Annotated in this window: 6 protein-coding genes; all 6 read right to left on the bottom strand. The window is 56.0% G+C overall.

Going from position 1 to position 13,435, the window contains the following annotated elements:
• Positions 1-43: 43 nt before the first annotated feature.
• Positions 44-1,096 carry a BMP family ABC transporter substrate-binding protein gene (locus B5M42_RS16705; protein WP_134754071.1) on the bottom strand — a complete coding sequence of 351 codons (1,053 nt, stop codon included), beginning with the start codon at positions 1,094-1,096 and terminating at the stop codon, positions 44-46.
• Between the two features lie 390 nt (positions 1,097-1,486).
• Positions 1,487-2,344, bottom strand: a complete 858-nt coding sequence (locus B5M42_RS16700) for a cupredoxin domain-containing protein (RefSeq protein ID WP_134754069.1) — start codon at positions 2,342-2,344, stop codon at positions 1,487-1,489.
• Between the two features lie 36 nt (positions 2,345-2,380).
• Positions 2,381-3,340: a TIGR03943 family putative permease subunit gene (locus tag B5M42_RS16695; RefSeq protein WP_167690006.1), complete on the bottom strand. Its 960-nt coding sequence runs from the start codon at positions 3,338-3,340 to the stop codon at positions 2,381-2,383.
• Positions 3,341-3,375: 35 nt separating this feature from the next.
• Positions 3,376-4,482, bottom strand: a complete 1,107-nt coding sequence (locus tag B5M42_RS16690) for a permease (protein ID WP_134754065.1) — start codon at positions 4,480-4,482, stop codon at positions 3,376-3,378.
• Positions 4,483-4,513: 31 nt separating this feature from the next.
• Entirely contained in the window at positions 4,514-5,728 is a 1,215-nt protein-coding gene (locus tag B5M42_RS16685) for a HupE/UreJ family protein (protein ID WP_134754063.1), read from the bottom strand.
• An 88-nt stretch (positions 5,729-5,816) separates the two neighbouring features.
• Positions 5,817-12,806 (bottom strand): S-layer homology domain-containing protein, encoded by a 6,990-nt coding sequence (locus tag B5M42_RS16680; protein ID WP_230632956.1) that lies wholly within the window; start codon positions 12,804-12,806, stop codon positions 5,817-5,819.
• Positions 12,807-13,435 lie beyond the last annotated feature (629 nt).

The raw sequence follows: 13,435 nt of genomic DNA, 5'->3' as shown, positions 1-13,435 counted from the left end.
GTCCCGGGAAAGAAAACTAGCCTTGTATCCAAGATATATAGGTTTATTTATCGGAAGGAACAACAATTTCGCCCTTGGCGATTTTCGTCTCGAATTCTTGTACTTTTTTCAGCACGTCATCGGGAATGTTCGGGTTTTTCGCAGGCAAGCCTACACCGTGCTCAGCCAGACCGAGCGCAACCGTACCGCCTTTGAACTCGTTTTTGTTCAGTTCGTCGGAAACCCGGATCACAGCTTCGTCTACGCGTTTCATCATCGATGTCAAGGTGATGTCGTTGCCGAATGTCACCGATTGGTCTTTGTCTACGCCGATAACCCAAATATCTTTGTTTGTTTTCTTGCGCTCTTTTGCTTCGTTAAACACGCCGTCGCCCGTGGAGCCTGCTGCATGGAAAATGATGTCGGCGCCGTCGTTGTAGATCGTAGCGGCAGCGGCCTTGCCTTGGTCCGGAGCGTTGAATGCGCCGGTGTAGTTGATGATGACCTTCGCATCCGGATTAACTGCTTTCACACCGGCTACGAAGCCGACCTCAAAGCGCTTGATGACTGGAATTTCCGCACCGCCGACAAAACCGATTTTGTTCGTTTTCGTCATCAGGCCGGCCACTGCGCCAACGAGGTAAGAGCCTTCGTTTTCTTTGAACGTAACGGATGCCACGTTGGGAGCGTCAACTTCCGAATCGATAATCGCCAGCTTGGCGTCCTTGTTCTGGTCGGCTACTTGCTTGATCGCGTCACCCATCATGAAGCCGATGCCCCAAGTCAGGCTGCGTCCGCCCTTGACGAACTGGTTCAGGTTGGATACGTAGTCGGCGTCGCTTTGGCTTTGCAGATATTCGACTTTAGCGCCGCTTTGCTTTGAGAACGCTTGCAAGCCTTCCCAAGCGCTTTGGTTAAACGAGTTGTCGTTCACGCCGCCGATATCGGTCACCATGCCGATATTCAGCTTGCTGCCGCCGGCATCCGTCGCCGCCGCCTTGGACGTTTCAGCCGGAGCCGTCGTTTCGGCCGGCTTCTGACCGCAAGCGGAAAGCGTGAGCGTCAGCACCATCATGGCTGCGGCAGATACCATAAAACGTTTGTTAAAAATCTTCATTTCGATAAAACCCCTCTCAATATAGTTGGTCTACTAGGCTGCTTGGTAACGTCTTGACGCGATTATATAAAATAGCGCTTACATTCCTCGCGTTCCCTCCCTAACAAAATTGAAATTTAGATAAACATTGTTTGAACATTTGTTCCATGAGTTGATTATATGTCACGATTGAACAAATGTAAATAATAAATTTTACATTGTTTTAAATAATTTTCGCGTTATATTCATTGAAATTTCAGGAAAACCAGCAAAATTGGTCCTTTTCGTCCCAGTATCACAAAGAAACATTCCATTTATTTGAAATTATGATCATTTAACATTTACACAATTTCACAACAAAGGCGTCTCCGGCTGCCGTGCCAAAGACGCCCTTGTGCGTACTTCCTGCGATTACTTTACCGCAATCTCGCCGGTATAGGCCGCGTTCCCGCAAGCATACGTATAGATACCCGGCCGCAAATCCTTGATCAGCACATAATTGTCGCCTTCCTGCGTCTCCATGCTGATCTCCAGATCGGGAGCCGTCAAAAGACCGCTGCACGCCCCTCCCGGCAGCAGCCTGAAATCGAGCTTGGCCATGATGCCCGCTCTCAGCTCAAGCCTTGCCGGCTGAAAGCCCTTGGCCCCGGCCTCAATAACGGCTGTCTGCAAGCCGTTCTCTTCATCGACCTCCACCTGTCCGGCCGGCGTAGCCCCCGGCTGGGCGGAGTCCGCTTGCCCCGATCCGGCCGTCAGCAGAACAGCTATGAGCACCAGGCCTGCGGCCATCATACCGCTGCCGTAAAGCGTCACCCGACCTCCCTGCGCCCGCCCGGACGCCTCCGTACGTCCGGAGCCGGCGCGGGGAGCCTGCTGAAGCAGCATCATAACGACAATTAACAGCACGTCCACAGCGAGGAGCTTCGTATTGGCCGACCAAGCCAGTCTGGCGAACAGCAGGCCGATTACAGCCCCCAATATCCCGCCGCCGGCTCCGAAAACGGCCACGGACGCCCCTTCCGTCCGGCGGCCGGATACCCAGCCCGCCAGTCCGGCCGACAATACCGCAAGCAGCCCGGCCAACGCAGGGCGCAGCTCCGCCATCGTACCAAGCGCAGTACCCGTGACCAAACCTGTCAGCGCTCCGACGGCTACAGCGCCGATCAGCGCCCGCATAGCGGACATATGGCCGCGAAGCAGTCTGGTTTGCCGGTAATAGTAGGCGAAAAACAACGCAACGATGATGATGCTGCCTATGCGCAGAAGCATGACAGTCCTCCTTCTTCCTTCAGCGTCCCGGCAGGCTTACAGGCGCGAGCCAAAGTCGTAGACCGGGTATACGTATGGATTTTCCGGCGGCTTCGTTTTTTCGATGCTCGCTGCCTGAATGGTGATCACCTTTTTGCCTTTGTAGGTCATTTCCCCGATCGTCCCGCTGACCGTCACCCATGTATCGTCGGCAAAGCGGTTGGCGTTCGACGACTGCACCACGACCCCGTAAGTCGAGGCATCCGCGGTACAGCACGTTACGGCAAAGCGGCCGACAATGAACTGCGTGTCGGACATCCCCGTATCCCGGTACACAAAACCCAACATCTTGATCGGTTTGCCGGCAAAGTTATCGGGGAACATGTTCAAAGCCTGGAGCTTCTCCATAAACAGCTCGTCCTTTAATTCCAATGTGTCCTGTTTATACAGCTTTATGCCCAGCTTCGCGAAATCGCGGTTGTATTTGTCGGTTTTGAATCTTTCCTTTAACTGTGGGTCCTCGTCGCCCGCCCAATCGCCGGCGGAGGACGTTCCCCCCGCGTCGTTTACGGCTGCGGGCGGGCCGCCCAGATTGATGCCCTTTTGAGCAACCAGAGCGCTGGACATCGCAGTAGTGGGCAGCAAAAAGCCGAGCAGCAGCGGAATCACAAATACGGCGTAAGCGGCGGCATGCTTGCCAAATGAACCTGTCGGCGCATGGCTGTGGCCCTCGTGATCGTGTCCGTGCGCGTGATCGTGATCATGATCGTGGGCGTCATGCCCGCAAGAACAGCCGGCGCTTACCGGCTCCCGCAGCGAACGCAAAGCCACGTAAGCTTGCAGCACGGCAATGATGTACAAGCCGACTGCCGCGATTTTCGCATAAATCATCATCCGCGGCGCGATGTAATACACAAGACTGTCTGTTTTGAACAAATAAACGATATACACGGCAAACCCGAGCAAAACCAGCGTTCTGAAGCCGTAATGCAGGGTGGAAGAGCGGATTTTTTTCACGCGGCAGTTCTCCTTTATTCAAAATCGGCGGCCCGTTACCGGGATAACAGCGCTCCGAGGAGCAAGGAACCGGTCAGCACCGTCGCCACGACGCCTCCGCTCAGCAGCAGGACGAATTTCTTTTTGAAAACAGCCAGCAGCATCAAGGTGCCTTTGAGGTTGAGCATCGGACCAAAGACGAGGAAAGCGACAAGCGAGCCAGCGTGAAAAGTCCCCGTAAACGAAGCCGCAACAAACGCATCGGAGGTCGAGCACAGCGACAGCAAATACGCAAGCGCCATCATCAGCAAATTCGAGCCCAACGGACCGTGTCCGAGCGCAACGAGACTTTCTCTGGCGATCAGCGTCTGCACGCCCGCGGCAATGATCGAACCGAGCATCAAATATTTGCCCATTTCAAAAAATTCCCCGGTCGCATGCTGCACGAATTCCATCCACCGGCTATCCTGACGGCCGACCGGCCGCACGACTGCACGCTCCGCCGGACGCACCTGCACAGCGGCGCTCCTGGCAACGCGCACCTTGCGATGAGCCGGCTTGCTGCCGCCGGAGGCCGCTTGGCGCAGCGTCTCTTCGCCGTCCTCCTTCAGCTGGCCGCCGCGGACAACGCGATACACCAGCCAGCCGACCGCCAGCGCTGCCGCAACGGCCAGCCCCATACGGCCAAACGTCACTTCCGGCCTGCCGCGAAACGCCATATACGTTGACAAAAATACGATCGGATTCAGAATCGGCCCGACGAGAATAAACACGACCGCCACGTAGAGCGGCATTCCCTTTTTGATCAGCTTGCGGATCACCGGCACCATCCCGCATTCGCAGATCGGGAAAATAATGCCGATCACGCACGCCACCAGCATCCCTAGCAGCGGATGCGTCGGGATCAAGCGCCGGATTGTCCGGTCGGATACGAACACCTGCAGCAGCGCCGAAATGACGACCCCGAGCAAAATGAAAGGCAGAGCCTCCAGCACGATGCTGATGAGCATGGTTTTAAAAATTTGCATTCTTGCGCTCTGAAAAATAGAATCCGACGCCTGGGTAGAAACCGCATAAAGCGTCACGATGCCGACCAAGGACAGCAAAGCGAGCCACTGTCCGCTCCGCGCCTGCCGTTTGTTGCTCAATCCCGCAGCTTCCACAGCGTACCTCTCCTTCCGATTTTGACGGATTCTATACGATTCGCTCGATCAGCCACAAGCCGCCCAGCACCAGAGCCGCTGACGAGCCGGCATACACCAGCCGCCGCGCATGCTTCCAGCGGTGAAGCTGCAAGAGCAGCGGGAGCAGCACCAGCACGATCACGAGCTGTACGGTCTCAATGCCGATGTTGAAGCTGATCAGATCGGTCGCAAGCTCGCTGTTGGGCAGCTGCATGTCCTTCAGCAAATCGGCGAAGCCCATGCCGTGAATAAGCCCGAACATAAAGGTCAGCACCCAGCGATGGCTTACGTTTTTGCGCAGCATATTATCCAGCGCCACGTAACAAATACTGATCGCGATGGCCGGCTCGACAATCCTCGGCGATATATCGATGATACCCAGCACCGTCAGCGTCAACGTAATCGTATGGGCTACGGTAAACGCGGTGATAACAGTCGCGTACTGCTTGAACGATTGCCGGGCAATCAGCAGCGAGAATAAAAAAAGCAAATGGTCGTAACCGGTCAAGATATGGTTCATGCCCAGCTTGAAAAAGGAAAACCAGCCCGATACCGCCTCCGGCTGATCGGCCGCTTGGCCTGCTCCGCCCGTGTCGCCCGCTTGCTGCGGCGCTTCCGGCGGAGCCGCTTGCACGACGCCGGCCCAGTCGGCTTCCGTCATCAGCAGGTTCCAGGTGCGGCTTTTGCCCGATAAGGCGGCCGTGCTTTTTTGCTGTCCGTAGTTGACCGTCAGCAAATCGACATAGTTCGTTTTCGTATCCTTGTCATATAGCGTATCGGTCAAGGAAACCGTTTGTCCCGCAGCTGCAGCCGGGTAGACGACCGTCAAATAGACCTTGGTCGCATCGCCCGAACGCTCCAGCTTGTACTCCTCCACGGAAGTCCACGCCTTTTCCTCGCCGTTTATTTTCAAAGTAAGATGGTCTTGAATCAGCTTCATCAGCTTGTCTTTAATCGTTTGGAACTCTTCTTCATCCAACATGCCGTTGCCGTTGGCATCTGCAGCCGTCAGTTCAATGACGGACAATTCATCCAGCGAATAGACCAAACCCGTTTGAGTGCGGTCGATATTGATCGTCGTGTAGCTTGCGCTGTAGGCATGAGCCTGAGCGGAGCGCAAGGCCGGGAAAATGAACAAACACACCGAAACGAACAGGCACAGGCAAACGCGAACCAAGGGACGATGCAGCAGACCGGAATTCCATTTCGGCAGAAAATTATACATAATATCCTCCTTATTCCAATCATGACTTAGGGCAAGGTGCCACCCTTGCGAATGGCACCCGCCTACAAGCCATGTTATTCCTTACGTTTTATTTATCCAGTAAATTGAGAATCGCTTGCGCAGCCTCAGCACGGACGGTAATGCCCTGCGGCGCCATTTGTCCTTCGGCGCGGCCGTGGATCAGGTCGAGCGCAGCGGCGGTTTTCACGCCTTCCAGCGCCCATCCGGCAATATCAGCTTCATCCATGAAGGACGTCTCGGTATCGGCCGGAACCGTCGCATCATGGATGCTCGCATAGGCGCGCATCAGCATGACCGCCATTTCCTGCCGCGTGATCTGCGCATTCGGATCGAACGACGTGTCGCTCTTGCCTGTGACGATACCGGCCTTGACGGCAATGCCGATCGGGCCTGCGTACCAGGCATCGGCTGCCACGTCGGCAAACGACATTGGCGCCGCATCCTTCAAGTGAAGCGCTCTGACGAGCATCGCGGTAAACTCGGCCCGCGTGACCGCACGTCCAGGCTCGAACATCGTATCGCTCGTGCCGTCCAGAACGTGCAAGGCAGCTAATCTTTGAATGGTCGTTGCGGCCCAATACGCTGCCGGAACATCATCAAAGGTTTTGTTGTACTCCAGAACCGCATATTTACTGAAGTGATACACGTCGGCAACGAACTCGCCATCCTTGTAGGAGCCGCCGACATATTCCAGCGTACCGTCATCGGCGATGTAGTATACGCCGGAGAGCAGCGGATTCGCTGTCGGATCAACCTTCAGGCGCAGCGTGATCGGCGTGTCGAACCGTTCCAGCTTGGCAGCTTTGCCGTCCTTGGTAACGATGGACAAGCTCATGTCGAACACATCGCCCGATACCTTGATTTGCGTCTGACTGGCGTTATGTCCTTTGGCAAGCAAGCTGCTTTGCTGGTCTTTAGCCAGCGGCTCGGCCTTCACAATGATGCTGCTGTCCTTCAGCTCATCATCGCTCAGCTTGCCGGCCAGCTGCTGCATCAGCTGCGAAGGCACGTTCAACGCCACTTTATCCATAGCGACTTCCAACTGGTTGCCCGTCAAAATGTCGCCGGCGTTGGCAGGCAGCGCTACCTGTCTGCTGTCCGCTCCGACTTGGATCGTCGCTTTGCCGTTCGACACAAGCTCCCTCAATGCGTCGGCCTTCACAACCACCACTTCCTTCGTTCCGTCAGCCGGCTTGGTTGTTGCTTCCGGCGTTGGTGTTGGTGTCGGTGTCGGTGTCGGAGCCGGGGCCGGGTTCGAAGTAGGCTTCGATGTTGGTTTTGGCGTCGGGCTCGGCGTCGGCGTGGCCGTTCCTTCCGGCGTTGGCGTCGGGCTTGGCGTCGGCGTGGCCGTTCCTTCCGGCGTTGGCGTCGGGCTTGGCGTCGGCGTAGCCGTTCCTTCCGGCGTTGGCGTCGGGCTCGGCGTCGGTGTGGCCGTTCCTTCCGGCGTTGGCGTCGGGCTCGGCGTCGGTGTAGCCGTTCCTTCCGGCGTTGGCGTCGGGCTCGGCGTCGGTGTAGCCGTTCCTTCCGGCGTTGGCGTCGGGCTTGGCGTCGGCGTAGCCGTTCCTTCCGGCGTTGGCGTCGGGCTCGGCGTCGGCGTGGCCGTTCCTTCCGGCGTCGGCGTCGGGCTCGGCGTCGGCGTGGCCGTTCCTTCCGGCGTTGGCGTCGGGCTCGGCGTCGGTGTGGCCGTTCCTTCCGGCGTTGGCGTCGGGCTCGGCGTCGGCGTCGCAGCCAGCGTTACCGTCACGGTCGCTGTAGCCGTAAAACCGCCATCCGTCGTTTTTACCGTAATCACAGCAGTTCCCGCGCCAACCGGCGTGACGACCCCGTTAGTGTCAACGGTCGCGACCGCTTCGTCGCTCGATTTCCACGTAACCGCGGTATTGGTCGCATCAGCCGGCGCTATAGTAGCTACAAGCGCTTCCGATACTCCACCAACAGTCAATGCGGCTGTATTTTTGTTAAGCGTAACTCCGGTCACAGCCACGTCAACCGTAACTTTTTTCAATTCCTTTGTACTGCGAACGCGAATCCGGTTGCCTTCGGCATATTTGCCGGAGAGCCCGACCGCTTCCAGCGTATCCCCGAGCTTCAATTGAGGCACAGGCCCGCTTTGCGTCACGATGTAACCGTCCGTGAAGACGAGCACGTCGCCGGAGCCGTCATTGATGACGTACGAAGTAGCGTCCGGGATTGCCGTCACTTGGCCGGTCACTTTGACCAGCAAGCCCTGGTTGGCATCGGCCACCGATTGGCTCGTGCTGACCACTTTCGGCTCTATCGGCGTACCCGGTGTTGTATTCACCTTCACAACACTGTTGGTGAACTTGTCGAACTCCAGCTCCGTATTGTTTTCGAACACCTTGCGGTGACCGTAAATACGGACCGTGTCGCCCAACTGAATGCCGGCGTCGGTAGGCACGTCGTTAAAGGCCATAATGCCGCCCGTTTCGTCCTGTACGTACAAGGCATCGTAGAACACCCCGGCTGCAGAAGTAACTTTACCTTGAATGACGATATCCGTCCCTTCCGGCATCTGCCGCGCCTGGCCGATCGGCGTCACGGTCGGCTCCCGATGAGCCAGCCAGCCGACGACGTTCAGCGCGAACGGATCGTTGCCTTTTGCTTCGAAGGATTGATCCATTTGCTTATCGTTGAAAATATTCATCCCGGCCACGACGACCCGGCCGTTGCCAAGTTGCTCGGATGCGACCAGCGGAATCTTTGTACCTCCGGTGACGGAATCGCCCGGCTGCGCTCCGCCCTTGTACACGCTGTATACAGCCGCATCGGCCTTCACGCTGTCCTGGAAGGTCGTTTCGTTGCCTCGTATAAGCACAGTGACGTTATCGCTGTCAACTAACGGCACTTTGTTGCCCGCGCCGTCGTTTTTGGCGAGACTGGCGCCGCTATAGAAATCCAATGCCGTCACGAAGTCGGTCAAGAAATTGCTCACCGGCTTCGGATGCGCGCGGACCGAGTAGTTCGAGGTCAACGGCGTCGCCCAGAAGTTGCCCGTCTTCGACTCGTCAAACGCGCCGTCATTGTTGATCATCAAGCTGGAGCCAATGCCGGACAGCAAGCTGTTCGGGCTTTGGTTCACCTTGAAGTTGCTCTTGCCTGTCAGCAGCAGCGAGCCGCCCTGACTCACAAAATCCTTAATGGCTGTAATCTCCGGAGCGGTATAATCCGTTGCCGGATGCGATACCATCAGGATGTTGACCCCGGACAATACGGAAGGCGTAATCGTCGAAGAGTTTTCCACAATCGTATACGCTTCCTTGCGCAGCAACGTGGTCAACTGCTTCAGATTATCTTTGTAGGTGCCGGTATCCTTGGTCGTGTTTTCGTTGGCGTGCGAAGCGTCAATCATCAGCTTGATGCCCAGCAGCGGCTTGATCGTAAACAACTGCTGATATTTGTTGGCATCGAGCGTATGTCCGTCCGTCGCCTCCAGCACGACGATGATATTGCGGTCGCCCGGCAGCGGATTCGCCCATACGACGCTGGTTGTTGCCGACGTATTGGCCGGCAGCGATTCAATGATCGACTCGCCGATTTTGTGATCGTCATCGACTTGATCGTAGTAGAATTTCGCTTTCAAATTCGTCAGCGCAATGGTACCCATGTTGCTAATGCCCGCTTGCAGCGGCGCCGGCGTGCTGCCGACCACCGCTCCGTCCGTCGCCACGATATTGCTGACCTTGACGGAAAGATCCTGGCTCGGCGTCCAGATCGGCGAAGAGTAAATCGTGTCGCCGTCTTTTTGCGTTACCCGCACGACAAACCATTGCTGTCCGCCAGCAACCGTAAACGGCGTAGGCTTCCAGTTGAACGATTTCGTATCGGCGGCAGGTTTGTACGTATCGATGACAACGCCGCCGTTCGTGATCAGTTCGACCTTATCGATCCGGTCGTCCGACGTCGTTTTCACATATTTGTAGTCCGGGTTCGAAGCGTTCTCTTCGACAGGGTCGCTGCCCTTAATATCGAAGTTCAGCGTTTTGGTATCAATGACCGAACCCATATAATAGCCGCTCGCCAGCACATCCAGCTGGAAGTTCGGGTCTTCCGAGAAATACACGCGCATTTTGCGCATCGACTCCAGCAAAGAAGCTTGCGAGAGGTCATCGGCGACAATCACCGTGCGCTTCTTCGTTTGTCCCCAGGTTGCGTCATGGTTGTCTTCGCCGTAGGTCGGCGCTACGTGCCAACCGATATCGAGGGCGTCAAAAAACTTTTTCTTCGCGTTGGTATATCCGTAGTTCCCGGAACCGTTGCCGACCTCGACCATCGTAAAGAGCTGATCCAGCTTTTTATCGTAAGGAATGAAGTTGTCAAAAGCGTCCTTGGACATGTCCGGATGGTTGAACTGGGCCACGATATTGTCGTAGGTCAGCACCCAAGCGTAATAGCTTTTCAAATTCTGATAAATTCCGCCTTCTTCTTTACGGTCGATAAAGTTCTCCGTGCCGAATACGTTGGAATGGCCCCAGGTCGTCGAGGTCATCTCAAACGCCGGGAAGACGACGAACTGTCCGTCTTTCGTGTACTGCTTGGCCAAGTCCTTCGTGAGCTGCCAATTGGCGCCGCCCGCGCGCTCCTTCAAGCCGTCCTTGCGTTCAACCGTATCTTTTCCCACCAGATCGGCATCGATGTCGTGAGAGTGGTCGGAGAAAGCAAAGAAATCGTATTTGTATTTCTGGGCTTCTTTCAAAGCGTCCTCCGGGGCACCGGCGGCATCATGGGAGATGTTCGTATGGTTATGCGTCGTCCCGCGATAGTGGTTGCCGCCCGTAAAGCGCGGCAGCACGGTAAAGTTCCACGTGTGCTCGCTATGATTGCCGCGAAGGTCGGCCGCTTCTACCTTAACGGTATGCAGGCCTTCGGCCAGATCGTCGTCAGGCGTCATTTTCCAGGTAATGCCGCTGTCCGTCACTTCGGATTTCGCAGTAACGTCCTTGTTATCCACAGAGAGCTTCGTCGCCGTTTTGTCGACGCCGCTCAGGTCGGAAATTTTGACGGAAACCGCCGGATGTTTCGTTTCGATGCTGTCGTTAATGAGCGGCGTCTCGTCGGAATAAGACGGACCGTCCGTATCCGTCACAACAACGGCATGATTCGGCGCAGCCGCCGTGCCGGCATTGGCGATATTGCCGCCATCCGCAGCTTCGATATAATACAGCAGTTCCTGCGCCGGTACGTCGCTTTGCGCAATCGTCGCGTTATAGTTCAGGTTGTCCGCCGTCAGCATCGGGATCGAGCGGAAGGAAGCGTCGCCGACGGCTTTATAATAGAGCGTCACCGCGCTTGCGTTTTTGGCCAGAGCGGAGAACGTCAGATCCATGCCGCTGTACACCTTGCTCAGCACGTCGTGCTTCAAGGAAAGCTGACCTTTAATATCCGCGGCGCTTCTTGGCATCAAATAGTAGCCGCTCGTGTACGGAGCCGCGATTTTGGATTGACCGACGACGCCCGTAAACGTGTAGGTTTCATTCATCTCGACCGCTTTGCTGCCGTCGATGCCTGCGCTGGCGAGCAGCTTTACGATCACTGCTTGACCAGCTTCATCGGTAACGGTCAAATTGTAGTCGGGACCCGTGCCCGGAATGTTTGTCACCGTACCCTTCAGGCTGACGACTGTGCCCTCTTTCGGCTCCGCCGATGCGTAGCTGCCCAGATCAGCAGCCGCAATAGCCGCCGTAGCAGGAGGAGCGTCCACTCCAAGATCGGTCATGCTCGTTGGCACGAACTGCAGGAGGCCCGCCGTCAGGGCTACGCGGCCGGTCATGCTCATTCTGTGGCCTACGATAACCGCCGGATTCGGAGCCGTGCCGCCGATGACGTTAATACCGCCGGTCGCGTCCTGCAAATAGAAGCTGGTGTTCTCCGCGCCCAACGCTTTGTTGGCGGCCGTTGCTACACCTTCGATCGTCGCCGTGTAGCGGCGGTTGATCGGAACGCCTTGGGCATCGTTGATGCGAAGCTGGCCGATCGGCGTCACGCCAGGCGTGTAGCCCGTCGCATCGACGCGGGTAAAGCCGCTGTCCTTCGGAGTCGGCTGCGTCGTATCCTTTTGTGTAACATAGACCGAATTGCTGCCCGGATCGGCAAAGCTGATGCTGAACGAGCCGTCGGCCAGCGCCGTGCCGGATTGCTGCAGCGTCAGCGTTCCGCCGCTTTCGGTCGATACCGAAACCGATACGGAGCCGGGAACCGCTCCCGCCGCGCCCGTTACCGTCGACGTGCCGCCCGAGCGGGTCAGCGTGATCAGCTGCGGATTCGGCGCCGATGTTTTGGTGGTTCGAATCGCAACCTCGTCAGGAGCGCTTGGCACCAGCGGCGCGTTGATGACGAAGTCCTTCGAATTATCTTTGGAGAAAAATCCGTTATAAAATCCGTGCGCGCCCCGTGGATCGGAGCCCTCGTCGGTTTTGCGCAGCACCGTGCCGCTGCCGACGTTCGTGACGAAAAACGGCTGCCCCCAGTTGGTCGTCGAAAGCTTGAAGGTCACCGTGCCGTTGCCGAAGGCAACCAGATCGACGATATCGCCGTCGCTGTCGGCGGTTGGCGCCGTCGTTTTTTGAGCCAAAAAGAGAATCCCTCCGGCCGAACCGCTCGGGTTGATCGTGGTCGTCTGATCCGCCTTGACCGGCAAATCGAGTCCGTTCGCACCCGAGCTGCCTGCCACCAGGTAGTAGCCGTGGGCTTTAATCGTACCGGTCAGCTTTGTGCCTGCGCTGAACGCCGTCGCCGTCGACGACGCATAGCCGATCGTCCATTGACTGTTGAAGTTAATGTCCTGATTCGTCCGGTTGTACAGCTCGAAAAACTTGGTTTTGTAAAAAGCGCCCGAGTTGCCGCCGTTGACGTAAAGCTGGCTGATGACCACGTCACCGGGGTTAAAGCCCAGCGCGCCCGCAGCCTTGGCCGACGGAACGAGCCCGTCCGGAACGAGTCCCGGCGGAGGAAGCAAAAGCGCCAACATCAGGAGCAAGGCCATCGCCATGCCCATCCACCGTTTGCTTCTGCCGCCTCTTTTATTAATGAAAGAAAGCATTTATTCGTCCTCCTAACCTTCAATTCGTCAATAACAGTCAAAAATAGTCAAAAGAATCGTTGACGGTTGACCCGCCTCATTGTCTTAGTCCCAAAAATATAGTAAATTAAACCTATCCCTTATTTTTCCCAAACCAAAAAAAGGTACGGGAAATCAAGGGTCCCCGAGCCGTCTATCAATTGCGCCCCGCCAAAAGCCTATTGATAGATGGCTCTTTATTGTCTACCCTGCCGCACGACTTTCGCTAACGCCCCTGCCTGCTTTACCTGCACTCCTCTGCGCGCCTCCGCAACCCTCACCTCCTTCAATGCGCCTCTCAACCGGAACGGCTCTGACGCGCGACGCGCCGACCGAAACATGTTAGCGCTTTCTTAAAGAATCATTCCTCCAATGGAAATTAATAGAACAAATGATAAAATCAATTTTTACATTTTGTATCCCCAATATATCTCATCACCTTCCACTTGTAAATACTTTTGAGCAATTCACTTAATATTAAATGATAAATGTTAGGATTAAGTCAGCTAAAACGCAGCTTTTTGTTAAAATTCTTGCGAAATCCTCCGAAACCATCACAAATACCTCTAAAAAGCAAAAAATAGCGTTTTCAAAAATTGAAATTTAGGAAA

Source organism: Paenibacillus athensensis (assembly GCF_004514475.2).
In the GTDB taxonomy this organism is placed as follows: Bacteria; Bacillota; Bacilli; order Paenibacillales; family NBRC-103111; genus Paenibacillus_AL; species Paenibacillus_AL athensensis.
Note: the sequence above shows the minus strand (reverse complement) of the source record. Positions and strands in the feature narration are given on the sequence as shown.

Bases quoted from the DNA above. Each gene is read 5' to 3' on its own strand.
- B5M42_RS16685 (WP_134754063.1), bottom strand. From the start codon at position 5,728: ATGTATAATTTTCTGCCGAAATGGAATTCCGGTCTGCTGCATCGTCCC.
- B5M42_RS16680 (WP_230632956.1), bottom strand. From the start codon at position 12,806: ATGCTTTCTTTCATTAATAAAAGAGGCGGCAGAAGCAAACGGTGGATG.
- B5M42_RS16705 (WP_134754071.1), bottom strand. From the start codon at position 1,096: ATGAAGATTTTTAACAAACGTTTTATGGTATCTGCCGCAGCCATGATG.
- B5M42_RS16700 (WP_134754069.1), bottom strand. From the start codon at position 2,344: ATGCTTCTGCGCATAGGCAGCATCATCATCGTTGCGTTGTTTTTCGCC.